Origin of the sequence: Halomonas sp. AOP43-D1-4 (assembly GCF_052446175.1) — a bacterium.
Taxonomy (GTDB): Bacteria; Pseudomonadota; Gammaproteobacteria; order Pseudomonadales; family Halomonadaceae; genus Vreelandella; species Vreelandella citrativorans.
The window spans coordinates 85,112-108,600 of record NZ_JBQSVY010000005.1; the positions used below are offsets into that span (position 1 = coordinate 85,112).

Sequence of the window (23,489 nt, forward strand, 5' to 3'; positions counted from 1 at the left end):
TGGTTTTAACGTAGTGCGTCGTGGTTAAATTGGCGAATAGTTAATGCTTAGCCTGCCCAATAGAGGCTAAGTAGAGCAAAGCCATAACCCATAGCGGCGCCTGCAAGAACATCGCTAATGTAGTGGAGCCCGAGGCCAACACGGGAAACGGCAATTAGCAGGGCCAGTGGCACCACCAAAGGAAGTAGCCACGGCGTATGAGCCGCCACCAGTACGCTAAACATTACGGCGTGCATGGTGTGGCCACTGGGGAAACTGTAACGGTCACGCGCAGGCTCACCGCAATGCACGCCACCCAGGTAGGTAATAAAGGGCCGCTCGCGGCACAGGCGCGTTTTGATTAAGCGATAAGCCGCCATCGCCAGCAGTGCGATGCTGGTGTATTGCACCATACGCCAGATTCCATCCGGCTGTAGCCAAGGCTGAGCGGCTATCAGCAGTACCCAGATAGGCCAGTCACCTATTCGGCTGGCGGCTTGCAAGAGAATTCGCCACGGGCGAAACAGGTTGAGCCGTGTCACCCGCTGGCAGAGGCGCCACTCCAGTAAATCAAGACGATCGAATACGACAAGCGGGCGCGGACGCATGGTAATTCTCCTGGGCTTGCTGAAGGTACTGTATAAACTGGTCTGCAATGCCCGACCAGCTTTGCTCAAGTGCGCGAAGGCGCGCAACACGCCCTAGCCGTGCATGGTCGGCGGGGTGTTGGCAAAGCTCGACGGCCGCTTGCTGAAACGCGTCGCCATCATCAAGCGCTATCGTCATTCCGTTTTGATCATTTTCGATCAGTTCAGCGCTTGCTGCGTATCGATAGGCCACAACAGCCAGACCACTGGCCATGGCTTCCGTAATCACATTGCCCCAGGTTTCTGACAGCGAAGGGAAGACAAAGATATCGGCGCTGGCATAGTGGCGGGCTAATTCATGTTTATCGACGAACCCGGTGAAGTGTGCATCAGGTAGCGCCTTTTCAAGCTGCGCACGCGCTGGGCCATCACCCACAATGACCTGGGCCATATCCGGGCGCACTTCACGCATGGCTTGCAGTGTTTCCTGGAGTAGCGTGAGGTTTTTCTCAGCGGCTAAACGACCGACATAAATGGCCACGGGCTGATGGTCACTCACTCCCCATTGACGGCGTAACGCGCTATCTCGAAAAGTGGGTGAAAAGCGCTCTCCGTCGATTCCACGCGACAGCACTTGAACGCCGTGGATGCCTTGGCGGCGTAGCGTCTCGGCTTGTAAATGGGTGGGGACCAGCGTGGTGGTACAACCATTATGAAAGTAGCGCAAATAGCGCCGCGTGGCAGAGGATAACCAGGACACGCCGTAATCGTGGCAGTAGTGGTCAAAGTTGGTATGCCAGCCCGCCACCAGAGGAATATTGAGTTGCCTCGCCGCATGTCGTGCCGCCCAGCCAAGCGGGCCTTGGGTAGCAAGATAGATCGTATCAGGACGGTACTTACGCCAGAAGCGGCGCAGCTTAGCGGGCGTTACCAAGCCTACCTGTACTTCCGCATAGCCAGGTAAAGCGACAGATTTAACCTGCATTTCCTGGGCAATATGCGTAGCGCTTCCGGGTACTTTGGGGCGTGGGCGAATCACATCGACCGTTACGCCCTGCTGGTGCAGTTCGTGGTTAATGCGGCTTAGCGTGTGCGCAACGCCATTGATATCGGGTGACCACGTTTCACTCACAATACATAGCCGCATAAACGATATGCCCCTTAATCATATTTTAACTTAGTGTGGTCGGTAACGATGACATTGCCAAGTCAGGACAGTGAAAAACTAGTGACATAAATATCAATCGCCGTTTATTTAACTATTGATAGGCCTGCTTTTAACGACGTTATTATTAAGAGATTACAACCTGATAAAAGCGACTGAAAGAGGAATTTTATAATAAAAGATTCGTTGGTTATTTTTTTACCGCTGGGTGAGCTGCAGTGTTATTAGGACAATAGGGTTGTCACGGACAACTAAAAAGAGTCGTGGCGCATGCCACTACGTTTTGTGATTTGGCTTGAGCATATTGGTAGTGCGTTGCTAAGAAGTGATATGTTTAATTAGGCTCTAATAACGTTTTAATAAAGAAGATTTGCCATGCCCGGATGGGTATTTATGAATGAACACGGGTTTACATGGCGATGAAGCTGGGCGAAATTGGCGGCGCCTGGAACAAGGAACGGAAACATGATGATCAACGACTGGATAAATGCGGGGCTCTTGATAGCTTTTCTGACGGTCGCGCTGGCCTCTGGTTTTATCATGCGGAAAAGAAAGAGCTGGTCCCACAGCATCTCCGTTCACGTTGTTCTGTTCGCCGCGAATGCGGGTTTCCTGCTGACTCTGAACAAGACCATCAATCAGATACTGGTCGACAGAAAGGTCTCCGCCATAAAGCCGGATATCATTGACGACCTGACCTTGGTGGCTATTGGTCTGACCGCCATGCAGCAAACCTTCCTGCTGATTAACCGCCTGACGGCCGATCAGGTAACGAAGGGAAGCGATAAAACCTCGGCCACAAGCATCGCTCGCATCCTTAAACTTGCAATGGTGCTGGTGTTACTGCTTTTGTTCGGTGAACATCTGGGCCTGAGCTTTTCGGGCCTCTTGGCCTTTGGCGGCTTCGGCGGTATCGCCATCGGTATTGCCGGACGGGATGTTCTAAGCAATGTTTTCTCCGGCGTGATGCTCTATTTCGACCGCCCCTTCAAGTTTGGCGACTGGATTCGTTCTCCAGACCGTAATATTGAGGGTACCGTCGAGGAAATCGGTTGGAGAATGACGAAGATCATCACCTTCGATAACCGCCCGCTCTTTGTTCCTAACTCCGTTTTCTCAACGATCAGCGTCGAAAATCCGGGGCAGATGCATAACAGGCGCATCAGTACTACGGTCGGCCTCAGGTACGAGGATGCCGACAAGGTTGCCGCCGTCGTCAACGATATTCGCGCGATGCTTCAGAAGCACGACGGCATTGATTTCACGCAGACTCTCCTCGTCTACTTCAACGAATTTGCGGATTCCTCACTAAATATTATGGTCTATGGTTTTACCAAGACCACGAAATGGGCGGAATGGCTGGCGATCCAACAAGATATCTACCTTAATATCATCACCATCGTGCATAGTCATGATGCCGATTTTGCCTTCCCCTCTCGGACTGTCTATCTTGAGAAGGATTAAACTCATTTAAGGCCCTTCGGTAGGCTTGCCGGTGAAATCCGTCACCGGTTTGTCTATGGGCTGGTCCAGCCGCTCGGAAAAAGCCCGTAGGCCAGCCAGAACCGGTTTAAGGGCATACCACAGCTCGTCATCTTTGAGCATGTGATATACCCCGGTGATGCCGGGGGCGGTGTCTTTTTCTTTGTCTTGGCTTCGTGCTTGCTCCTTGTGCTTGGCCTTGTCCTCATGGCGATGGTTACCAACCTGCTCAATTCCCTCTTTAAGCGCAAACATCACTTGGTAAAACCGATCTGGCGGTAGCGTTGAAAGCGTCATCACGATGACCGATAAGTTTTGAATAGTGTTAAGCGAGCCAGGTTTATTTAACCCGTCTACCACAATACGCATTAGCTCATGATTAGAGGCAACCATGTCATTGGCAAACCGCAGCAGACCGTGCTCATGGAGCGTTTGCACCAGCCTATCAAGTTCCTCCTGAGCATCCGGGCCGATAGTAGGCGGCGGCACGTCGTAGGAAATTCGTTCGGCCATCACATTTTCCTCGGATTGGTTTGCTGGGCAGGCGGAAGCTGGTAGTCATCCTTTGCCCATTTGACCTCGACCGCAACGCCCTTATTGGGCGTACGGTGGCCGTAGCGGTAGTTGTTACTGGGGAGCGGGAGGGCGGTGTGTTTGTCGAGCACTTCAAGCTTTACGGCAACTTCCTTATAAGCAGGTGTTTGCACATCAGGATCGTTATGCTCCCCGGTCAGCGAGTTAACCCCCAGTTTGCCGAAGTGAATGGGCATAAAAAGAGTTTTCCCTGCGGCACGCTCAGTGACAATAGCTGGAAACTCAATGCTATCCCGACGTGAAGCTATCTTGACCCACGTACCGTCTTCGATCCCGCGCTCGGCGGCAAGCTCGGGGCTAACTTCAACAAACCCATGGGCTACCTGGTCACAAATACCCGGTGAGCGGCCAGTCTGATTGGTTCCCTGAAACTGTTCCAACAGACGACCGTTGTTCAACATCAGGTCGTACTCTTTATCCGAGGCCTCTGAAGGCTCTTTCCACTCCAGCGGAAACAGGCTAGCTTTGCCATCCTCCGTCGGAAATCCATCGGTATACCGCAGTGGCGTATCGGTGCCGTCCTCGGCAACCGGCCAGAGCAACGACTTCCAGCCTTCCAGGCGCTCGTAGCTGACCCCGGCGAACATGGGGGATATAGATGCACACTCTGCCATGATTTCGGCGGGATGGTTATAGCCCCAGTCGTGGCCCATTCGCGCGGCAAGGTCCGTTAAAATACGCCAATCCGGGCGGCTGTCGCCCAGTGGGTCAAGCACTTGATAAAAGCGCTGAATACGCCGCTCGGTATTAACAAAGGAGCCGTCTTTCTCGACGCTGGGGCAGGCGGGCAGCACGACATCGGCAAACTCCGCGGTACGGCTTAAAAACATGTCCTGCACGACCATAAAGTCGAGGCATTTCAAATGCGGAATGGACGTTATGGGTATTGGAGTCGGAGAAGGCCGTTTCCTCGCCAATAATGTACATGGCTTTAAGCTTGTCCTCGGCGGCGGCTTGCACCATCAGGAAGTTGCCATAACCGATTTCACTGGAGAGCTGTTCAGGCTTAACGCCCCAACCTTTGGCCCACCGCTTACGGGCATCTTCGTCGGTGACCTTTTCATAGCCTGGGTACATGTTGCGCAAGCAACCAAAGTCGCTGGCGCCTTGCACGTTATTATGGCCGCGCATGGGATAACCGCCGGTACCTGGCTTGCCGTAGTTACCAGTGACCAGCAGCAAGTTGGAAAGCGCGGTGCTGGTATCCGAACCGTGGCTATGTTGAGTAATTCCCATGGCCCATAGCAGGCAGACACGTTTTGCCCGGCCGATTAATTCAGCGGCCTCAATCAATTGCTGTTTGGGAATGCCGGTTTTCTGTTCCGCAAAATCAAGCGTAAACGGCGCCAGCGATTCACGATACTCATCGACGTTATTGACCCAGCGCCCGAGGAATTCATGGTCGGCCAGGTCGTTATCGAACATATAGCGTGATAGCGCCGACGCCCAGATTAAATCGGTGCTGACATTGGGGCGCATGAAAAGATTCGCCCGCTCGGCCATTTCATGTTGGCGCGGGTCGAACACCACCAGCTTTTGGCCGTGCAGCTTCTGTGAGGACTTGATGCGCGAGGCAATCACTGGGTGGTTTTCGGCGGTATTGCTGCCTACCAGCATCACTACTTCAGCCTGCTCTATATCCTTGATAGTACCGGCATCGCCACCGTAACCCACAGTGCGGAAAAGCCCTTTAGTCGCCGGGTTTTGGCAGTAGCGGGATGAGTTATCCACGCTGTTGGTGCCAATGATCAGCCGGGCAATTTTCTGCGTTAGGTAGGCCTCTTCGTTGCTGGCTTTACTGGAGCCAATAAAGCCCACACTCTGTGGGCCGTGGGTGTCGCGCACGCTTATCAGTTGGCTCGCCACCAGATCCAGCGCTTCGTCCCAACTGGCTTCACGGAACTGACCCTTTTCCCGAATCAGCGGTGTCGTGAGGCGTTTTTCACTGTTTACAAAGTCCCAGGCAAATTTGCCCTTGATGCAGGTGGAGATACCGTTAGCCGGGGCATCTGGCGTGGGCTGAACCTTAAGAATGTTGCGATCACGGGTCCACATCTCAAACGCGCAGCCTACACCGCAGTAGGTGCATACCGTTTTTGTACGTTTGATGCCCGGCTCGCGCAAAGCGGCATCCAGTTCTGAAACACCGGTGATGGGTGTGGCGCTGGTGGTGTTTTCGACTTCCTTAACTATTTCAATCATCGGCCGCTTAAGCGACCAGGGCAGTGCGGTCAGCGGGCCTGTCTGGCCGTACATGCTGTTTTCCTGCAGCGCATTACACGGACAAACCGTTACACAGTGGCCGCAATGTACGCAGCTTGAGTCGTTGATCTTTTCGCCACCGTCCCAGAGTACGCGCGGGTCTTCGCTGGAAAAGTCGATGCTCAGCGTCTCATTAACTTCGACGTTTTGGCACGCTTCCACGCATTGGCCGCACAGAATGCACTGGTCCGGGTCGTAGGTATAGAAAGGGCTAGAAGTATCTTTTTCATGAGGCTTGGACGTGAATTCGTAGCGCTGGATGGGGATCTGCATTTCTACCAGCGCATTGTGCACCGTGCAGTCGCCATTGTTGTTCTCGCACACGGTGCAGTAAAGCTCGTGCTTGGCTAACAAGCGATCCATTCCTTCATGGCGAGCGGCTTCGGCCTCTCTGTCTTGGCTGGAAACGTTAAGACCCTCTTCGGTACGCAGCGTACAGCCTCGTTTTATCTCGCCGTTAACATGGACCCAGCACGTATCGCAGGTTTCGATAGGCCCCAGGGAGGGGTGATAGCAGACGCTGGGTAAGTTAATGCCTTGGGCTTTTAGAAAGTCGATTAGCGGTTCATCGGCGTTGCCGGTTAATGTTTTATCATCAAACGTAATCGTGCACGGTCGGTTCATGTGGGCATTCCTCCATGGATCCCTTGTTTTTATCCTGGTATCAATCCTCTTTAATGCGCAGATGTATTGGTCAAAAGGTAGTCAAGGGGGGGAGGGTTGTAAAAGCGGGCGGCCCGGGATTGAACTTAAGTTAAAGCGTGAAAGGGGAATAAAAGTGGCATGAATGAGTATTCCGGAGATGCCGCGGCCTTCTGTATTAGCGCATTTATAGTGACAGCCAACGGCGATTTTAGATAAGTAAGCGCTTATATTTGATTGTTCGCTAAATCACTCGTTTCCGGATTTGTGAGGACAATTGCTCAAAGGCAATCACGACCACCAGAATGAATAAAATAATAGTCAGTGCGCGATCAAAATTGAAAAGCCGCATGGCAGCAGCTAACTCAACACCGATGCCGCCAGCCCCGACCAGGCCTAACGTAACCGCTGAGCGCAGGGCCTTTTCGACGCTATATAGGCTAGTCGCGGTCATGGAAGCCAACGTCTCCGGCAAAATTGCGCCGCCGATCACTGAAAGCTTACCCGCACCGGTAGCGCTAAGCGCTTCAGAAGGCCCTGGGTGGACTTCTTCGATACGCTCCGAGAAAAAGCGCGCTGCAAAACCAATGGTGTCCATGATGATCGCCAACACGCCGGCCATGGGGCCCAAGCCAACGGCCACCACGAAAATGAGCGCCCAAATCAGGTCCGGAATGGTGCGCATCGTCGAAACAATAAACCGCGTTAGGGTACGAACCCAGGAGGCGGGGGTGGTATTACGTGCCGACAGCAAGGCAAACGGTAGGCTAAGTATTACCCCAATGGTCACGCCCACAATGGCAATGTTTAGCGTTTCAAACATCGACCATGCCAATACATCCAGATTGCTGAGATCGGGGGGGAAGGCGCGACCCAAAAAATGGCTCAGATTGACGACCCCGCGCAGCAAGCGCTCAAGCGTGACATTGGTCGCCATAGCCCCTTGAATAAACAGGGCTAAAAACGCCAGGGCAATACCCCAGGTAAACAGTGACGGTCGCTTAAATCGGGGCGGCAACGCCGTCGCAAGCGGACGATTAGTAGGCATGGGCTGCTCTCGGCAGTTAGTGGGTAACGGGTGTTAAACGAGTAGGGGTCGAAAGCAGTGGTTGATCGACACGGGTCTCGCCTTGATACAGTTGCTGCATATCGTCTAATTCGACCTGTTGGCGTGGCGAGTCCAGAACAATTCTTCCTGCTTTCATCCCTACAATACGGTCGCCGTATTGCTGGGCGAGCTCTAGCTGATGCAACGTGCAGAGCACCGTCATGCCTCGCTCTGTCACGACATCCAGCAATAAATCCATGATTTCACGGCCGGCTTTAGGGTCGAGGCTGGCAACAGGCTCATCTGCAATAATAATTTCGGCATCCTGCATAAGTGTTCTGGCGATGGCCACGCGCTGCTGTTGGCCGCCTGAAAGTGCCCGACACTCAGCCTGTGCTTTATGCGCCAACCCTACTCGCTCAAGCGCCGCCATCGCCCGTTCGCGCAGCTCATCACTGGCGAAACAGGCAAGGCTGGTGAGAAGTCCTAAACGCTGCTGGCCAAGTGCACCGTATAAAACGTTTTGAAAAACACTCACGTTTTGCACCAGATTGAACTGCTGGAACACAACGCCTATTTTCTGGCGCAGCCTGCGCATTTGGGCTGTCGACAGGCGCGTTAGCGGCTCGCCAAGGATGTGGATACTGCCTTGGTCGTGAGGTGCTAAACCATTGAGACAGCGCATCAGTGTCGATTTTCCGCATCCATTGGCGCCCAGCAAAATAACGCATTCGCCTTGGGCAACACTGAGATTTAAGCCGCGTAGTACGTGAAGCTTTGCGTAGTATTTATGCAAGTCAGTAATCGTGATCGCATTCATACAAAAACCTCCTGCGTTACTGCCAGGAGGGGGAAGTTATAGGCTATCATGTTGAAACCTTTAAACGGCACGTCCCTGTGCATGTTGGGTACCTAACCGTTAAAGGGGAATGCCCGCGGCTTCGTACGCTTGACGGACTACGTCGTAATCTTCATTGGTGCGGTCAAAGCCCAGTGATGAGTCTCGGTTTAAGAATTTGCCTTCGTTGCGCTCTGTGGCAATCAGTGCACTCCACAGCGTATCGGCATTGGCATTTAGCGTGTCACGCAGTGCTGTTTTGCAGGCATCATCTAAAGAACCCCGCATAACCACCGGGTCGCCAGGTAGTACGTCGCTAGTGGCGATAACACGGTATTCGCCGTTAGGATCCATGGCTTGAATCTCATCAATGTCGCGATTGCCGCCGCCCATGGCATCGACATCGCCATTGATCAGAGCAGCAATACGCGCGTCGCCAGCCATGATGATTTCCAGGTCCCGGTTAATATCCAGCCCGGCATCCACCAGCATTTGGCTTGGGAAAATATGTCCACTGGTAGAGCCAACATCCTTTAGCGCTACGCGATTGCCTGCTAAATCTTCAAGAGATTCGATATCGCTATCGGCGGGCACATAGAAGCTGCTGCCATAGTGTGGGCGCTCGATGGCGAACAGGATTTCAATATCGCTTTCGCGATCGAACAGCACGAACTCCGAAGGACCGGCAAATACCAGGTCTACATCGTCATATTGAAGCGCTGTGCCCGCCGCTGTACGGTTGCTTAGGCTAAACATTTTAAGCTCAAGGCCGGTCGTTTCCTCAAACGCCTCAGCGAAGGGGCCAAACGCTTCTGCCAGTGGCCCCATGCCTTCAATACCCGTATCGGCCATGCGCAGTGGGTTAGGGCAAATGCCGCTTAAATCTTCATTGGCATAGGTGGTGGCGGTTGTTGCCAGCGTTGCGGCGGTGGAGAGTGCAAGCGCGAGGAGTGACTTGTGCATTGTGAGCTTCCCAAGAGAGGAGATATCAGAGGCGACGCAGCTGTAGCTTGCCTAGCATGGAGTGATGGCTCCATAGAGTGGCAGCTGTTGATGACACTTTGGTGTAGCGAAGATGACGGTCTTGTCTCTATCTCATGACATGGTGGTTGGAACAGTGAGGGCTATTTAGTCTGCCTGTTGCCGTGAGTGAAATGAGGTAAAAGGCTATTTTTGTATCACTTAAGCTAAGGTAAATGAGTGCGCTGAAATGACATGCATAAGGACCGTCACCAATTTGTCAGGCTTTTAGGGCACGCTATCGTTTTGCTATAACGCTTATATAAAAGGAACCATACTGATGCGTCTTATTCCTCACAGTATTGCGCTAGGGATAGCGGCGGGGCTGCTGACTACCTCGGCGTATGCTGCGCCCTATACGCTGACCATTTTTCATACCAATGACCTGCACGGACGTACCGACCACTACCCTCAGCTCATCACCACGCTGGACGAGGCGCGCGAGCAATTCGGCTATGGCTTGCTGCTGGACGCTGGGGATATCTTTTCGGGTACGCTCTATTTCACCGAATACCAAGGGCAGGACGCCGTTGAGTTCATGAATTTGATGGGCTATGACGCTTTCGTGCCCGGTAACCATGAGTTCGACCTGGGCGATCCGGAAGAGGGCCATCAGGCTCTTGCGGCTTTCTTTGCTGCCGCAGACTTTCCTATTGTGGGCGCGAATCTGGATTTCTCTACCTCGCCGGAGTTTGCCGAGCTATTAGGCGGTTCGATCAGCGCTGGGATCGAATATAAGCCTAAGCCCGGGCATCTGTACGACGGCATTGTGGTAGAGCAAGGTGGCGAGCGAATCGGCATCTTCGGGCTAAGCACGCAAGGCAGCGAGATCGTCTCCAGCCCTGGTAAGGTAACCATTGACGATTATAGGGCGGCCGCTGAAGCGATGGTGGAAACGTTTGAAGCCCAAGGGGTCAATAAGATCGTCGCGCTTACTCACCTGGGTTACGACAGCGACCCGAGTATGGGCAACGACCTGTTACTTGCCCAGCACGTGGAGGGGGTGGACGTGATCATCGGTGGGCACAGCCATACTCACTTGCAAGCCCCTGTTATGCTGACCGAAAACGACCGGGGCGAGCCGATGGCGCCCACCGTGATTGGTCAGGCAGGCGAGTACGGTCAGCATCTGGGCGTCATGCAGGTAACGTTCGATGATAATGGCAACGTACTGGAGGCCAACGGGGAGCTGCTTGCCACCGCCGAGCGCGAGCCAGACGCCGAAGCTGCTGCCCTCTTGGCGCCGTATACCGCGAAAATTGAAGAAGTACGCGATACACAGGTGGGCGCTCGGGTGGTTTCAGCCCTGCCTAACCCCCGCCACGGCAAGGGTGATGAACAAAGCGTGCGTGCCGATGAAACGGCGCTGGGCAATCTGATTGCCGATGGTCAGCTTGCTGCTGCCCGCAAGGTGAACCCGGAAACCGTGCTGGCCATTCAAAATAGCGGCGGTATTCGTGAGCCCGTCGCCCAGGGTGATGTGAGTGTGGGTGAGCTGGTTGCCGTGCAGCCGTTTGGCAATCGCCTGGCGCTGGTGAGTGTGACGGGCGCGGAGCTTTTGGAAACGTTCGAGATCGGACTGGCAAATGCCCCGGATGAAAGCGGCGGTTTTCTGCAGGTGTCGAACGGTACCGAGTTGGTATATGACAGCCGCCAACCCGTTGGTGAGCGCGTTGTAAGCTTGAAGGTGACGCAGAATGGCACGTTGCAGCCGGTAGACCCTGAAAGTACCTACACCATCGCCACCAACCATTTTACCGCAGCTGGTGGCGACAGCCATACCGCGTTAGAAGCCGCCTATGAGGATGAGCGCAGCACCATTGTCGGCAATACCGACTGGGAAATGTTGCGTGACCATATGGTTTCGTTAGGTGACGTGGATTATCAGGTTGAAGGGCGCATCACTGACCAGGCTCGCCAGCATTAAACGTGGATGACGGGCCGTCCGGACGTTACGCAGAGGCGGCCCTTATTCAGAGTCATGAAAGCCAGGCAGAAGCTTGGTCACTCATCGATAAGCGTGGCAAAACTACCGAATATCGCCCGCTTGCCATCAAACGGCATTGGATTGATATCCGGCTGTAAGCGCGGGTCCTTCATGACCTTGGGCATCGCCTCATCATGCACGGCGCGGGATGGCCATTCGATCCACGAAAAGATAATGGTTTCATTATCCTTGCGCTGAACAGCCATGGAGTAAGAGGTGATTTCCCCTTCGGGGACATCCTCGCCCCAGCACTCGACTACCCGCAGCGCGCCATGCTCTTTGAAAACTTCGGCAGCAACACGGGCGTGCTCGATGAATATTTCTTTATTAGCCGTGGGCACGGCCGCGACGAAACCATCAATATAGCGTTGAGTGGTGGTGCTCATGATGCTTCTCCAGTCTGGGCTTTGGGCGGGAGTTCTCGAATGGGGCGTACTTCAATGCTGCCGAGTCTCGCGGGTGGAATGCGGCTGGCTAGCTGTAGTGCCTCGTTTAAATCACGCGCTTCGAGCAGGTAAAAACCGGCCAGCTGTTCTTTGGTTTCCGCAAACGGGCCGTCGGTAATCACTGTCTCGCCATTGCGTACACGCACCGTGGTAGCAGTGTCTATTGGCTGCAGCGCTTCACCGGCTAGGTAATTTCCTTGAGCACTCAATCGCTCTACCCCCGCGATGCACTCCTGATTAAGGTCATGCCACGCCTGGTCGCTCATGGCACTAATAAGTTGTTCCTGGTAGTACACTAAGGCCGCATATTTCATGGCGTTTCTCCTTCAGTAGAAAGGCAACTATCCGCCGACACATTGATCATCCACTGCACGCCAAAGCGGTCAGTGGCCATGCCAAACCCTGCAGACCAGAATGTTGGTTCAAAAGGCATGATCACCTCTCCGCCTTCGGCAAGCCGTGTAAAGGTTAGGGAGGCTTGCTCGATCTCCTGATACTCCAGCTGAATCTGCACGCCTTGTGGTGGCATGTACTGTTCAGGCGCCATGTCGGCGCCCATCAAGCGACGACCGCGTAGGTTCAGCGAGGCGTGGATGATGCGGTCATGCAGTGAAGGGGGGACATGTTCCGCTGCTGGGGTTTCTGCGTAAGTCAGCAAGCACTCTATGTGGCCGCCGAGCACGTCGGCATAGAACTGCATGGCTTCCCGGCAGGTGCCAGGAAAGGCGACATACACATTCATGGCATCCGGTACGCGAGCATGGTCGTGATGCTTATCCAGGCCTGCGCCGGGCTCAAACTCCTCAAGTGTAAAGTAGCGCCTTAGCTCAAGGAGTACGTTGCCGTCGGCATCCAGCGTTGGCCACTGTTGTGCCCACTCCAAAGCGACGTCAAGTGAAGGTGTCTCCAGCACGCTATAACCAGCGATACGCTCACTGGCAGGAGCCAGAGGGCCGGGGAGGATAGTGGGAGTGCCGTTATTGAACTGGATCAGGCAGCCATCGCTTGTTGGATGTAAGCCGTTGCCGCTTACGAGTACACCGGCTTGCATCATGCGCTCGTTGTAATCAGCCATGGCGGCAAGCATTTCCTGGGATGGCATAACGCCATTTTCGGTGGCCGCATCGGCACGCCGTATCAGCATGAATTTCATTGAGAGTCTCTTTTATTGTGGTGGATACTCTCTAGACGTCTGGCGTGTTCGCAAATCGACAGGCCTGCAGATTATTTTTTTATAACAAGGTTTTTATAACGATGTTTTATAACGATGCTTAAAGTTCGGCTAATTTACTAAGCAAAAAGCGTTTTTCCGGATCCTGAGTAGTTAGTGTCAGCGCCTTTTGGTAGGCATCGCGCGCTGCGTCATTGTTACCCTGTCGACGTAGCAAATCCGCCTGTGCCGCATACAATAAATAGTAGCGAGAGAGTTGAGGATGATGAGATAGCTCATCAAGCAGGCTCAATCCGGTTGCTGGGGAATCATGCATGGCAACGGCCACCGCGCGATTCAAGGTCAGGACAGGCGATGGGTAATGGCGGCATAAAGCGTCATACAGCCGGACAACCCGTGCCCAGTCGGTTTGCCCAGGGTCATGGGCTTGGGCGTGTACGGCGGCAATTGAGGCTTGGAGGGTATAAAAACCAACAGGGGTAAGGGCGAGTGCCTGTTCGAGCCACTCAATACCTGTGTGAATTTCCTTCTGGTGCCATAAGCGCCTGTTTTGCGCTTCCAGTGTGACCAGGCCGCCTTGTTGATCCTGGCGGGCATCCCGGCGGGCGTTAGTAAGCAGCATGAGTGCCAGTAGCCCAAACACTTCACCCTGGGGTAGCAACGCTGCCAGTTCCTCGCCAAGACGTAGCGCCTCGCGGGTCAGGCTGATATCGACCACCGCCGTGCCGCTACTGCTTGAATAACCTTCATTGAAAACCAGGTAAATAATCTGGAGTACGTCCGGCAAACGCTCGGGCAATGCCTCCGGCGCAGGTACCGCATAGGGAATATGCGCATCGCGAATCTTGCGTTTTGCCCGTACGATGCGCTGTGCCACGGTTGAAGGTTTCATCAGTAGGGCACGGGCGACTTGTTCGGTGGTTAGCCCGCACATCTCTCGTAGTGTTAGCGCAAGGCGTGCTTCTATGCTTAAGCTTGGGTGGCAGCAGGTAAACAGCAGCCGCAGTGAGTCATCTGCGATAGCGACATCGTCGAATTCCCAGGTTTCTTCCATCGGTAATAGCAAATGTGCCCGGCGTCGTGCTGTACTGCGTCGACGAATTTGATCGATTCCGCAGTAATAGCCGGTGCGGATCAGCCACGCCTGAGGGTTATCGGGGGAGCCTTTGGCAGGCCACTGTTGAACCGCGGCTACAAAGGCATCTTGCATGGCTTCCTCAGCAAGCTCGAAATCGCCCAGCAGACGAATCAGGGTCGCCTGAACACGTCTGGCATGAGTACGATAAAGGGTGTCGAGTAAGGAGGGGGGAGCACGCATGGTAGAAGACCCATTCGCATCTATAAACGGGGGCGCTAAGCCCGAGAGGAATCAATGCTGCTTTTCAAACCTAGCCCATAGAACCCCTTTTTCGTACTGTTTTTATTTAGGGCCTTCGTAAAAGGTCGAATCAAACTTCTGCGCGCAGGCTAGTTTGTCTGTTTCTTGGGGGCTGCGCTTTGGAAGTAATGGGAAGGCCAGGTTAGGAGATTAGGGGCAGATTACGCCTCGTTGAGCAAGGCAAGAAGCTGTTGATGACTTTGGGAAGGGGCGATCAGTAGGCTCTGCCTTAAACAGGATGCCTCCGCCTGTCCCTGTATGTCGGTCACCCTCAAGCCAATTTCCTGTGCTATCAGAATGCCAGCGGCCACATCCCACCATTCAAGTTTAGCGCCTTGCGACCAGAAGGCATCAAAGCGGCCTAACGCGACGTAAGCAATTTCCAAAGCGGCAGAGCCCGGGCTTCGGATACCCGATACGTGCGGCATGATGGCAGCCTGTTGGCGTATGCTGAGGTCGCAATCGCCCTTCCCATGATAGGGCGGGCAGGTTGCAACCAGCATTTCTGTCAGTGGGCAGGCGCTTGGGCATATTAAACGGTGGTCATTTAAATAGGCACCCTGACCTTTTTCAGCCCAGATAAGCTCATCCAGCAACGGGTGGTAAACCGCTCCCATGATCAGTTCGTTGTTCTGTTCTACTGCAATGGAGACGGAGAAAAACGGCACGCCGTGGAGAAAATTGTTGGTGCCATCCAGCGGATCAATAATGACGGTCACATTGCTATTGTTAGCGGGCGAGGCGCCACTCTCTTCCCCCAAAAAGCCAACCGCAGGGAAATGCTGGCGTATGTGGTCAATAATTAACCGCTCTGCGGCTTGATCATGGTGCGTTACAAAATCCGAAGCGCCTTTGCGCTCGAAGACAATTCTATCAATGCCTGAGTAGCCTTCGGCCAACAGGGCGCCCGCTTCCCTCGCTGCCTGCTTGACGGTAGCTACTAATAAACGCGTGTTCTCATGCATCTGGATGGCCTTTGGAGAAGGTAGGTTAATGGGCCCGGATTACATAGCCATGCTTGCTCCTGAACGTAAAGAAGAAGGCGTTTGCCTACTCTGGCCGTGATGTGTGGCCTTGGTCACCTTCAATCCCCCGTGCGCAGGCCGGTCGCGCTATTAAACGGGTGCAGCGCTTTGCGGGTGACATAGAAACGTAGTGTTTCGCCTTCGTTGACCGGCGGCTGGCCACTCACCCGAATCACAGTGGGCTGGTCGCTGTCGGCGAGCCGCACGTAAAGGTGGCTTTCGGCGCCGGCGGCTTCAAAAAGCTCAAGCGTGGAGTCGACCACCAGGTGGGGGGCATTGGGTGGCGATAGGCGCATATCGTCCGGGCGAATGCCGACTGTGTCGGTCTCGGCGGGAAGATCGTCTAGCAGGTCATGGGTGCCGCGCGTTTGCAGGTATTCAAGCGGCACCATGTTCATCGCAGGCGAGCCGATAAAACCTGCTACAAACATCGACGCAGGGCGCGCGTAGATCTCCATGGGCGTGCCTACCTGCTCGATTTTGCCAGCGCTCAGTACCACCAAACGGTCGCCCAGCGTCATCGCTTCTAACTGGTCGTGGGTGACGTAGAGGCTGGTGGTCTTCAAGCGCCGTTGAAGCTGCTTGATCTCCACCCGCATCTGCACACGCAGCTTGGCGTCCAGGTTGGAAAGCGGTTCGTCGAACAGGAAGGCCGCGGGCTCGCGCACTAATGCCCGGCCCATGGCCACCCGCTGGCGCTGACCGCCGGAGAGCTTGCGCGGTTTGCGCTCCAGATACTCTTCGATTTCAAGCATCTTGGCTGCTTTACGTACCCGTTCTTCGATCTCGGGCTTTTTAAAGCCACGGTTTTTCAACCCGTAAGCGAGGTTGTTGTACACCGTCATATGCGGGTAGAGCGCGTAGTTCTGAAACACCATGGCGATATCGCGCTCGGCGGGTTCGAGATTGTTGACCACTCGATCACCAATCTTGAGCGTACCGTCGGTAATCGTTTCAAGCCCGGCCACCATGCGTAACAGTGTGGATTTACCGCAGCCCGAAGGCCCTACCAGCACCACAAACTCACCGTCTTCAATCGCAAGATCGACGCCTTTCACTGCCTGAACATCGCCAGCGTAGGTCTTTCTAAGCCCTTCCAAGGTAATGCTAGCCATCTTATTTCTCCGTCTCGGTCAGGCCTTTCACGAACAGTTTTTGCATAAACAGCACCACTAATACCGGCGGCAGCATGGCAAGCGTCACCGTCGCCATAATGAGGTTCCAGGCGGGTACGCGGTCGGACGAGGCCATCAGGCGCTTGATGCCCAGCACGATGGTGTAGAAGTCTTCGTCGGTGGTGACCAGCAGTGGCCACAGGTACTGCACCCAGCCGTAAATAAACATGATCACGAAGAGAGCGGCGATATTGGTGATTGATACCGGCAGCAATATGTCCTTGAAGAACTTCATCGGCCCGGCGCCATCTACCCGGCTGGCTTCCATCAGCTCTTCGGGCACGGTCATGAAAAACTGACGGAACAGGAAGGTCGCGGTCGCCGAGGCAATCAGCGGAAGCGTAAGCCCCGCATAGGAGTTCAGCATGCCCAGGTTGGCCACAACGGCGTAGGTGGGGATGATACGAACTTCGACCGGTAGCATCAGGGTGATGAAAATGATCCAGAACGCCAGCATGCGAAACGGGAAGCGGAAATAGACAATCGCAAAGGCGGAAAGAATCGAAATGGCGATCTTACCGATCGCGATTGTCAGCGCCATGATCAGCGAGTTACCCAGCATCAGCCAGACCGGCGGCGTGCCGCCTACCTGCCAACCGGAGCTGAGCATCTGTCGGTAGGATTCAAACATGTTGTCGCCGGGAAGCAGCGGCAGCACTCCACGCACGAAGGCGCTGGATTCGTGGGTTGAGGCGATAAAGGCCACGTATACCGGAAATGCCACCACCAATACGCCTGCGATGAGCACTAGGTGGGTCAGAATGTTTAGAAAGGGTCTGTTTTCAACCATGTTTACTTCCTTAACGCACTAGTAGTTGACCCGGCGTTCCACGTATCGGAACTGGATAAACGTCAAGATAATCACGATGCCCATCAACATGACCGACTGGGCGGATGAGGAGCCTATATTCAGTCCCGCTACGCCATCGGTGTAGACCTTGTAGACCAATGTCATGGTGGCTTGGCCAGGTCCGCCAGCGGTGGTGGCATCGATCACCCCGAAGGTGTCGAACATCACGTAGTTGATGTTGATGATCAGTAGGAAGAAGGTGGTGGGCGATAGAAGCGGGAGCACGATGGTCCAAAAGCGCTTAAAGGGGCCCGCGCCATCAATGGCTGCTGCCTCCATGAGCGACTGCGGAACCGACTGCAGCCCTGCCAGGAAAAACAGAAAGTTATAGGAGATCTGCTTCCAGGCGGCGGCAATGGTGATCAAAATCATTGCTTGAGTGCCCGAAACGCGGTGATTCCAGCTGATACCGAACCAGTCGAGCAGATGCGGCAGGAGGCCGATGGTGGGGTTGAACAGAAACCACCACAACACACCTGCTACCACAGGGGCGACGGCGTAAGGCCATACCAGAAGCGTGGTGTAGAACTTGGCGCTCTTCAGCACACGATTGACGCAAACGGCCAGTAGAAGCGCCAGACTCATGGAAAGCACCGTCACCGAGATAGAAAAAATCGCGGTGCGCCCCAGCGCATTCAGGTAGCTGGGGTCGGCTAGAACGCGTGCATAGTTCTCCAGACCGACAAACGTTGTTTTAAAGCCGAATGCATCGGTGCGCTCGAAGCTCGATTTAACCGCTTGGCTTGCCGGCCAGATAAAAAACACCAGCGTAATCGCCAACTGCGGCGCTAACAGTAAGAAAGGGAGCCACCGGTTTTGATAGGTGGAACGTTTGGTCTGCATGACACATCCTGTCGTACGGGCGTTGGTGCGGCTGGCCGCTGTGCTCAGCTGCCAAGAAGTAAGCCATCCCATAGGCCCCGGTGACTTGGGCGTATGGGATGGCTCCTATAACAAACCCCGGCTATAAAAGCCGGGGTTTGTTGACAAGTAACGAGAAGCGCTTAGTTATTGGCTGCCTCAAAGTCGCGCAGGATCTGATTGCCGCGGCTTGCCGCGTCATCCAGGGCCTGCTGGCCGCTCTTGTTGCCCGCCAGCACGGCCTGGAACTCTTCATCCAGAACCATGCGCACTTGGGGGTAGTTACCAAAGCGCAGGCCTTTGGAGTTTTCCGTCGGCTCGTTCAAGTTGATCTGCTCAATAGCGATATCCGCGCCTGGGTTCTCATCGTAGTAACCCTGCTCTTGGCTCAGCTCATAAGCGGCAGTGGTAATCGGCAGGTAGCCGGTGCCCTGGTGCCACTCGGCCTGAACGTCAGGCAAGGAGAGGTACTCAAGGAATTCAGCAACGCCGGTGTACTCGTCGTCTTCATGGCCTGAAAGCACCCACAGAGTCGCGCCGCCGATAATCGAGTTTTGCGGTGCGCCGTCTACGTCGTCGTAGTAGGGCAGCATGCCAAAGCCTACGTCGAAGTCGGAGTTAGCCAACACATCGGCGCGTGACGCTGACGAGTTCATGTACATCGCGCAGTCGCTGGAATAGAACGAGGGTGCCGCGTCCGGGCCGTTTGCTGGGCCTGCGTAGCTGTAAACGCCGCTATCAGACCACTCTTTCAACTGGTCCCAAAAGCGCGCCTGTACGTCGCCGTTAAAGGCAAACTCGGTATCCATCCCGCCGAAGCCGTTTTCCTGGGTGCCGATGGACTGATTGTGCAGCGCTGAGAAGTTCTCAAGGCCGACCCAGTTGGCCGCATAGGCCATGGTGAAGCCGCAAGAGGCTGCGCCTTCATCGACAATCTGTTGGCCCATCTCGCCCATCTCAGCCCACGTAGTAGGCGGTGATTCAGGGTCGAGGCCAGCCGCTTCAAAAATGGTTTTGTTGTAGTAAAGGATTGGCGTGGACGAGTTGAACGGCATGGAGAGCATGTTGCCGTTGGTGTCGGTGTAATAACCGGTTACCACAGGCAGATAATCAGCCGGGTCAAAGGTGTTGCCGTGCTCTTCCATCAGCTCAAACACCGGATAGATAGCGCCTTGGGCGGCCATCATGGTGCCGGTGCCCACTTCGTAAATTTGTACGATGTGAGGCTGCTCGCCTGCGCGGAAAGCGGCAATGGTGTTAACCATGGTTTGTTCGTACTCACCCCGGTAGGAGGGCGTAACACGGTACTCATCCTGAGTGGCATTGAAGTCTTCGGCAAGCGCGCTCAAGCGCTCGCCCAGCTCGCCGCCCATGGAGTGCCACCAAGTGATCTCGGTAGCGGCGTGGGCGGAAACACTCAGCGTAGCCGCGGTGATACCGGTAGATAACGCGCGTAACATAAAACGAGACATGTAAGCTCCTTTTGGGCCTGGCGCGAGCCAGGTGGCACAATGCGTTTTTTAAGATTTGTGGGTGCACTGAACAATAATGAGTGTAGATGACATTTTGATGAATGCTAACTGGACCAAGGTTTTATAAAGGCTTTGGGTTTTATCCAAGGGCGTTGGTAGTAGGCGCACTGCGAGGGCGGTGATAGGGTTGAGACAACGTGCATAACCAATGAGAGTCGTATGAGTGACGCAATAGCGCTATTAACCAAACTGGTCTCTTTCGATACTACCTCCCGTGGCTCTAACCTGGCGCTGATCGAGTTTGTCGAAGCTTATCTTGAAGAGTACGGCGTCGCCTCCGAACGGGTGATGAGCCCCTGCGGCACCAAGGCGAACTTGATTGCCCGTATAGGCCCTGACGCGCCGGGTGGGGTGATGCTCTCCGGCCATACCGATGTGGTGCCGGTGGAAGGCCAGCCCTGGTCGACAGATCCTTTCGCCCTGCATGACGGCCAAGACGGTAAGCTTTACGGGCGTGGCACCTGTGATATGAAAGGCTTCATTGCCTGCGCTCTTGCCATGGTGCCCACGTGGGTGAAGGCGCCCTTGCAGCAGCCGGTCTATTTTGGTTTTTCCTATGACGAGGAGGTTGGCTGTGTCGGTGCGCCTGCGCTGATCAAGCGCTTCTACGAGCACTACTCAACCACCGCGCATGTCATTGTCGGTGAGCCGACCAGCATGCAGCCCGTAGTGGCCCAGAAGGGCGCCACCAATCTGCGTACCACCGTCGTAGGGCGCGAAGCGCACAGCAGCCAGGTCAATCAGGGCACTTCGGCCATACATGTAGCAGCACGCTTGGTTACCTTTATCGAAGACACCATGGCGGCGTTGGTGAAAGAGGGCAAAGTGGATGAGGCGTTCAACGTACCCCACACCAGCCTCCACGTTGGCAAGATCAAGGGCGGTACGGCGATCAATATCATGGCGCGTGAGTGTCAGTTCGAGTGGGAAATACGCCACCTGCCCACCGAGACGTTTGATGAGGTATTCGCTCGTTTTGAAGCGTATGCCGATACGTTAAGTGCCGAGCTAAGGGCGCGTGGCAAGGACGTACAGATTGTGACCGAGCCGCTGAATGTAACGGTGCCAGGCCTGGCCGACCGAGATAACCACGCCGTACTGCGCTTGGCTAAAGACCACCTGCCCGGTACCTGCTGCAATCACGCAGTGGCCTACGCCACCGAGGCGGGGCAGTTTCAAGGCCAAGGGTTGCAAACGATTATTCTGGGTCCGGGCAGTATCGCTCAAGCGCATCAGCCGGATGAGTATATTGAGAAAAGCGAACTTGAGGCATGCCTAGCGTTTATGGGCCGCTTGGGAGACGCGCTACACCAACCCTATCATGCTGATTAGACAAGCACTTGGAAACGTCGTGGGGAAAGGTAGCTGGGAACGTGTTTGAAAACGGTGTGAATGGACGCATTTCAACCCACCCGCTCAACGGGTGGGAGCCTCCTCCACGTTAATGATGCTGGTGGTTCTGTTCGAAAAGCTCGGCTTTGGCATTGCGCATCACATCTTCACACGCTTGCTGATGCGCCAACTGGGTTAACAGCTGCTGGGTCACTTCAAACCCTTTGCCCAAGCAGGTATCCATTTCCTCTTGGCTGACCTGAGGAGAAACATGACAATTAACCTTCAGCGTCCGACCAACACCGTCCAAACGGTCGGCTATCGCCCGCAGTCGCCAAGCGACTCGCTCTTTCCAGTTGGCTGATTCTTCTGCGCCTTCGTTTACGCTAAACGTGCACTGCCATTCGGGTTTATAAACCTTCATGAGAACCTCCGCTGCATTTGGAAAGAATATTGGGGTCGTGTTTCGTACTCCGTAAGTCAAAAAAAAATCTTGCTCAATCACTATACGCTTAACATGGGGCCAAAATCGAACGAAAACATGGGCCATGTGTAGGACGGTTTTAAGGATTATCGGTTAGGCTTAAGTGACCGTGATATATGAGCCTTTCTATGATGTCTCTAATTGAAAAAAGTTGCCCTTGCGGTACAGGATTGTCGACTGACGCGTGCTGTGGCCGTTACCACGATGGCGCGCCAGCCCCTACCCCGGAAGCGTTAATGCGCTCTCGCTACAGTGCCTTTGCGCTGAATCTATGCGACTACGTGCTTGCCACTTGGCACGTGAGCACTCGCCCTGAAGCGCTATCACCGGACCTTAACACCGAGTGGAAAGCTCTCACCATTGTTAAAGCAGCATCCGAAGAGACGCCCCCTGATGCTGATAAAGGTTGTGTTCATTTTCGCGCTTATTTCAAAGAGCGTGGCCGCTGGCACATGCTTGAAGAAAACTCGCGTTTCGTGTTTGAGCAGAGCCGGTGGTGGTACGTGGATGGTACGCCTGAGGTCGTGCGTCTCAAGCCGCGGCGTAACGATCCCTGCTTTTGTGGTAGCGGCCGAAAATTAAAGCTATGTTGCAAAGAGTAGCTATGCGTTAACTAATAAAAACGAGGGCTTGATGTCATGGCATATAGTGGCAGGGGACTCGCTCGTTATTGCATCACATTAGGGTTTGTCAGTGGGTTGTTATTGTGGGGAACGACGTTCGCGTTTGCTGAAAATCGGTACCCGGATAGAGAAATTACCGTTGTCATTCCCTTTGGTTTAGGAGGGGCGACCGATGTGTTGTTTCGGGATATTTTTGACACGGCACAAATTTATCTAGACCAGCCTGTGCTTGTGGTTAATATGCCCGGTCGTGAAGCCATGCGGGGCGCTCAGTATGTCAAAAATGCCTCGCCCGACGGTTATACGTTGCTCGGTAGCCATCAAACGATTGATCTTTCGTACTTGGCAGGGCTCGCTTCGTTTTCCCACGCTGACTTTGCGCCGGTGTCACTGCTGGTTCGCACGATTAATATTCCCGCCACGTATGCAGGGCATGCGGCTCAACAAGCCAGTGATATTGACGCGTTAGTTCAGACTTCCTCAGCCCCGCTCAAGTTTGGCGTTATCGCTAACTCCACCGACCACTTGTTCTGGCTGCAGTTTTTTGAACAAAGCGGTATCTCGCTCTCGGATGTACAGTTGGTTCATTTTCCTGATACGGCCTCTGAGGTAGAAGCTTTGGTGGCTAGAGAAATTGATTTCGCCATGCTTAACCTGCCCTCGGCGGGCACTCTTTTTGTCTCGGGTGCCCTGGTACCGCTGGCCGTAGCGGGAAGCGAGCGACTCTCTGGGTTGCCTGACGTTCTTACGCTTCGTGAGCAGGGAATTGATCTGGTCCATACGAGCGACCGAGGTGTGTTTGCGCCTGCAGGAACACCGCCGGGAGAGCTTGCCGTTTTGAACGATGCGTTAGCTTATGCGCTTGCCAGCGAGCCATTACGTCATCGGATTACACATGAGTATGGCTCATTAATTGATTATCGATCGCTAGGCACTTATCGCGATTATTTAGATGAGCAATTTAATGAGCTGGTATCACTCACAGAACGGGTACACTTTGGACGATGA

The 23,489-nt window shown here is 54.3% G+C and carries 23 protein-coding genes; 5 read left to right on the forward strand and 18 right to left on the reverse strand.

Annotated elements, in window-relative coordinates:
- Positions 1-47 precede the first annotated feature (47 nt).
- Positions 48-587: a phosphatase PAP2 family protein gene (locus tag ACT3RQ_RS06900; RefSeq protein WP_172117678.1), complete on the reverse strand. Its 540-nt coding sequence runs from the start codon at positions 585-587 to the stop codon at positions 48-50.
- Positions 550-1,713 (reverse strand): glycosyltransferase family 4 protein, encoded by a 1,164-nt coding sequence (locus tag ACT3RQ_RS06905; RefSeq protein ID WP_444680182.1) that lies wholly within the window; start codon positions 1,711-1,713, stop codon positions 550-552. The genes ACT3RQ_RS06900 and ACT3RQ_RS06905 overlap by 38 nt, the downstream gene beginning before the upstream one ends.
- Before the next feature lie 483 nt (positions 1,714-2,196).
- Here ACT3RQ_RS06905 and ACT3RQ_RS06910 point away from each other — a divergent pair, with 483 nt between their 5' ends.
- Positions 2,197-3,195: a mechanosensitive ion channel family protein gene (locus ACT3RQ_RS06910; RefSeq protein ID WP_444680183.1), complete on the forward strand. Its 999-nt coding sequence runs from the start codon at positions 2,197-2,199 to the stop codon at positions 3,193-3,195.
- Between the two features lie 6 nt (positions 3,196-3,201).
- On the opposite strand, the gene ACT3RQ_RS06915 is transcribed toward ACT3RQ_RS06910, so the two are convergent.
- The 6 genes from ACT3RQ_RS06915 to phnD all read right to left on the reverse strand — a co-directional run bounded on the left by ACT3RQ_RS06915 (position 3,202) and on the right by phnD (position 9,560).
- Positions 3,202-3,726 carry a DUF1641 domain-containing protein gene (locus tag ACT3RQ_RS06915; protein ID WP_444680184.1) on the reverse strand — a complete coding sequence of 175 codons (525 nt, stop codon included), beginning with the start codon at positions 3,724-3,726 and terminating at the stop codon, positions 3,202-3,204.
- The gene (locus ACT3RQ_RS06920) at positions 3,726-4,637 is read right to left on the reverse strand and encodes a molybdopterin oxidoreductase family protein (RefSeq protein ID WP_444680185.1); all 912 of its coding nucleotides are present in this window, start codon (positions 4,635-4,637) and stop codon (positions 3,726-3,728) included. Before ACT3RQ_RS06920 ends, ACT3RQ_RS06915 begins: the two co-directional genes overlap by 1 nt.
- Positions 4,555-6,693, reverse strand: coding sequence for a molybdopterin-dependent oxidoreductase (locus ACT3RQ_RS06925; RefSeq protein WP_444680186.1), 2,139 nt, complete (start codon positions 6,691-6,693; stop codon positions 4,555-4,557). Before ACT3RQ_RS06925 ends, ACT3RQ_RS06920 begins: the two co-directional genes overlap by 83 nt.
- A 262-nt stretch (positions 6,694-6,955) precedes the next feature.
- Positions 6,956-7,759 carry a phosphonate ABC transporter, permease protein PhnE gene (phnE, locus tag ACT3RQ_RS06930; RefSeq protein ID WP_172117673.1) on the reverse strand — a complete coding sequence of 268 codons (804 nt, stop codon included), beginning with the start codon at positions 7,757-7,759 and terminating at the stop codon, positions 6,956-6,958.
- Positions 7,760-7,775: 16 nt separating this feature from the next.
- Positions 7,776-8,579 carry a phosphonate ABC transporter ATP-binding protein gene (gene phnC / locus ACT3RQ_RS06935; RefSeq protein ID WP_444680187.1) on the reverse strand — a complete coding sequence of 268 codons (804 nt, stop codon included), beginning with the start codon at positions 8,577-8,579 and terminating at the stop codon, positions 7,776-7,778.
- Positions 8,580-8,678: 99 nt separating this feature from the next.
- Entirely contained in the window at positions 8,679-9,560 is an 882-nt protein-coding gene (gene phnD / locus ACT3RQ_RS06940) for a phosphate/phosphite/phosphonate ABC transporter substrate-binding protein (RefSeq protein WP_444680188.1), read from the reverse strand.
- A 337-nt stretch (positions 9,561-9,897) separates the two neighbouring features.
- Here phnD and ACT3RQ_RS06945 point away from each other — a divergent pair, with 337 nt between their 5' ends.
- Complete coding sequence (locus ACT3RQ_RS06945; protein WP_444680189.1) at positions 9,898-11,544, forward strand: bifunctional metallophosphatase/5'-nucleotidase; 1,647 nt, start codon at positions 9,898-9,900, stop codon at positions 11,542-11,544.
- A gap of 77 nt (positions 11,545-11,621) precedes the next feature.
- On the opposite strand, the gene ACT3RQ_RS06950 is transcribed toward ACT3RQ_RS06945, so the two are convergent.
- The 9 genes from ACT3RQ_RS06950 to ugpB form a co-directional block, all read right to left on the reverse strand.
- Positions 11,622-11,990, reverse strand: coding sequence for a DUF1428 domain-containing protein (locus ACT3RQ_RS06950; protein ID WP_193053616.1), 369 nt, complete (start codon positions 11,988-11,990; stop codon positions 11,622-11,624).
- On the reverse strand, positions 11,987-12,364 hold the full coding sequence (locus ACT3RQ_RS06955) for a YciI family protein (protein ID WP_193056565.1): 378 nt from the start codon (positions 12,362-12,364) through the stop codon (positions 11,987-11,989). The genes ACT3RQ_RS06950 and ACT3RQ_RS06955 overlap by 4 nt, the downstream gene beginning before the upstream one ends.
- The gene (locus tag ACT3RQ_RS06960; RefSeq protein ID WP_193056564.1) at positions 12,361-13,203 is read right to left on the reverse strand and encodes a YciI family protein; all 843 of its coding nucleotides are present in this window, start codon (positions 13,201-13,203) and stop codon (positions 12,361-12,363) included. The genes ACT3RQ_RS06955 and ACT3RQ_RS06960 overlap by 4 nt, the downstream gene beginning before the upstream one ends.
- A 118-nt stretch (positions 13,204-13,321) precedes the next feature.
- Positions 13,322-14,539, reverse strand: coding sequence for an RNA polymerase sigma factor (locus ACT3RQ_RS06965; protein ID WP_444680190.1), 1,218 nt, complete (start codon positions 14,537-14,539; stop codon positions 13,322-13,324).
- A gap of 221 nt (positions 14,540-14,760) precedes the next feature.
- Entirely contained in the window at positions 14,761-15,564 is an 804-nt protein-coding gene (locus ACT3RQ_RS06970; RefSeq protein ID WP_444680191.1) for an inositol monophosphatase family protein, read from the reverse strand.
- A 119-nt stretch (positions 15,565-15,683) separates the two neighbouring features.
- Complete coding sequence (locus ACT3RQ_RS06975; protein ID WP_444680192.1) at positions 15,684-16,739, reverse strand: sn-glycerol-3-phosphate import ATP-binding protein UgpC; 1,056 nt, start codon at positions 16,737-16,739, stop codon at positions 15,684-15,686.
- Position 16,740: 1 nt separating this feature from the next.
- The gene (gene ugpE / locus ACT3RQ_RS06980; RefSeq protein ID WP_087108845.1) at positions 16,741-17,589 is read right to left on the reverse strand and encodes a sn-glycerol-3-phosphate ABC transporter permease UgpE; all 849 of its coding nucleotides are present in this window, start codon (positions 17,587-17,589) and stop codon (positions 16,741-16,743) included.
- Between the two features lie 18 nt (positions 17,590-17,607).
- On the reverse strand, positions 17,608-18,492 hold the full coding sequence (ugpA, locus tag ACT3RQ_RS06985; RefSeq protein ID WP_444680193.1) for a sn-glycerol-3-phosphate ABC transporter permease UgpA: 885 nt from the start codon (positions 18,490-18,492) through the stop codon (positions 17,608-17,610).
- Between the two features lie 161 nt (positions 18,493-18,653).
- Positions 18,654-19,982, reverse strand: coding sequence for a sn-glycerol-3-phosphate ABC transporter substrate-binding protein UgpB (gene ugpB / locus ACT3RQ_RS06990; RefSeq protein WP_087108841.1), 1,329 nt, complete (start codon positions 19,980-19,982; stop codon positions 18,654-18,656).
- Positions 19,983-20,201: 219 nt separating this feature from the next.
- Here ugpB and argE point away from each other — a divergent pair, with 219 nt between their 5' ends.
- Positions 20,202-21,374 (forward strand): acetylornithine deacetylase, encoded by a 1,173-nt coding sequence (gene argE / locus ACT3RQ_RS06995; RefSeq protein WP_444680194.1) that lies wholly within the window; start codon positions 20,202-20,204, stop codon positions 21,372-21,374.
- Positions 21,375-21,483: 109 nt separating this feature from the next.
- Here argE and ACT3RQ_RS07000 read toward each other — a convergent pair whose 3' ends face one another.
- Positions 21,484-21,798, reverse strand: a complete 315-nt coding sequence (locus tag ACT3RQ_RS07000) for a hypothetical protein (protein WP_172117661.1) — start codon at positions 21,796-21,798, stop codon at positions 21,484-21,486.
- Between the two features lie 188 nt (positions 21,799-21,986).
- Here ACT3RQ_RS07000 and ACT3RQ_RS07005 point away from each other — a divergent pair, with 188 nt between their 5' ends.
- Together ACT3RQ_RS07005 and ACT3RQ_RS07010 are read left to right on the forward strand one after the other, a co-directional pair.
- Positions 21,987-22,460, forward strand: a complete 474-nt coding sequence (locus tag ACT3RQ_RS07005; RefSeq protein ID WP_444630357.1) for a YchJ family protein — start codon at positions 21,987-21,989, stop codon at positions 22,458-22,460.
- 36 nt (positions 22,461-22,496) lie between these two features.
- Positions 22,497-23,489 (forward strand): tripartite tricarboxylate transporter substrate binding protein, encoded by a 993-nt coding sequence (locus ACT3RQ_RS07010; protein WP_444680195.1) that lies wholly within the window; start codon positions 22,497-22,499, stop codon positions 23,487-23,489.

Excerpts from the sequence above, each read along its gene's own strand:
- ACT3RQ_RS06900 (WP_172117678.1), bottom strand. The coding sequence starts at position 587 with ATGCGTCCGCGCCCGCTTGTCGTATTCGATCGTCTTGATTTACTGGAG.
- ACT3RQ_RS06905 (WP_444680182.1), bottom strand. The coding sequence starts at position 1,713 with ATGCGGCTATGTATTGTGAGTGAAACGTGGTCACCCGATATCAATGGC.
- ACT3RQ_RS06910 (WP_444680183.1), top strand. The coding sequence starts at position 2,197 with ATGATGATCAACGACTGGATAAATGCGGGGCTCTTGATAGCTTTTCTG.
- ACT3RQ_RS06915 (WP_444680184.1), bottom strand. The coding sequence starts at position 3,726 with ATGGCCGAACGAATTTCCTACGACGTGCCGCCGCCTACTATCGGCCCG.
- ACT3RQ_RS06920 (WP_444680185.1), bottom strand. The coding sequence starts at position 4,637 with ATGTTTTTAAGCCGTACCGCGGAGTTTGCCGATGTCGTGCTGCCCGCC.
- ACT3RQ_RS06925 (WP_444680186.1), bottom strand. The coding sequence starts at position 6,693 with ATGAACCGACCGTGCACGATTACGTTTGATGATAAAACATTAACCGGC.
- phnE (WP_172117673.1), bottom strand. The coding sequence starts at position 7,759 with ATGCCTACTAATCGTCCGCTTGCGACGGCGTTGCCGCCCCGATTTAAG.
- phnC (WP_444680187.1), bottom strand. The coding sequence starts at position 8,579 with ATGAATGCGATCACGATTACTGACTTGCATAAATACTACGCAAAGCTT.
- phnD (WP_444680188.1), bottom strand. The coding sequence starts at position 9,560 with ATGCACAAGTCACTCCTCGCGCTTGCACTCTCCACCGCCGCAACGCTG.
- ACT3RQ_RS06945 (WP_444680189.1), top strand. The coding sequence starts at position 9,898 with ATGCGTCTTATTCCTCACAGTATTGCGCTAGGGATAGCGGCGGGGCTG.
- ACT3RQ_RS06950 (WP_193053616.1), bottom strand. The coding sequence starts at position 11,990 with ATGAGCACCACCACTCAACGCTATATTGATGGTTTCGTCGCGGCCGTG.
- ACT3RQ_RS06955 (WP_193056565.1), bottom strand. The coding sequence starts at position 12,364 with ATGAAATATGCGGCCTTAGTGTACTACCAGGAACAACTTATTAGTGCC.
- ACT3RQ_RS06960 (WP_193056564.1), bottom strand. The coding sequence starts at position 13,203 with ATGAAATTCATGCTGATACGGCGTGCCGATGCGGCCACCGAAAATGGC.
- ACT3RQ_RS06965 (WP_444680190.1), bottom strand. The coding sequence starts at position 14,539 with ATGCGTGCTCCCCCCTCCTTACTCGACACCCTTTATCGTACTCATGCC.
- ACT3RQ_RS06970 (WP_444680191.1), bottom strand. The coding sequence starts at position 15,564 with ATGCATGAGAACACGCGTTTATTAGTAGCTACCGTCAAGCAGGCAGCG.
- ACT3RQ_RS06975 (WP_444680192.1), bottom strand. The coding sequence starts at position 16,739 with ATGGCTAGCATTACCTTGGAAGGGCTTAGAAAGACCTACGCTGGCGAT.
- ugpE (WP_087108845.1), bottom strand. The coding sequence starts at position 17,589 with ATGGTTGAAAACAGACCCTTTCTAAACATTCTGACCCACCTAGTGCTC.
- ugpA (WP_444680193.1), bottom strand. The coding sequence starts at position 18,492 with ATGCAGACCAAACGTTCCACCTATCAAAACCGGTGGCTCCCTTTCTTA.
- ugpB (WP_087108841.1), bottom strand. The coding sequence starts at position 19,982 with ATGTCTCGTTTTATGTTACGCGCGTTATCTACCGGTATCACCGCGGCT.
- argE (WP_444680194.1), top strand. The coding sequence starts at position 20,202 with ATGAGTGACGCAATAGCGCTATTAACCAAACTGGTCTCTTTCGATACT.
- ACT3RQ_RS07000 (WP_172117661.1), bottom strand. The coding sequence starts at position 21,798 with ATGAAGGTTTATAAACCCGAATGGCAGTGCACGTTTAGCGTAAACGAA.
- ACT3RQ_RS07005 (WP_444630357.1), top strand. The coding sequence starts at position 21,987 with ATGATGTCTCTAATTGAAAAAAGTTGCCCTTGCGGTACAGGATTGTCG.
- ACT3RQ_RS07010 (WP_444680195.1), top strand. The coding sequence starts at position 22,497 with ATGGCATATAGTGGCAGGGGACTCGCTCGTTATTGCATCACATTAGGG.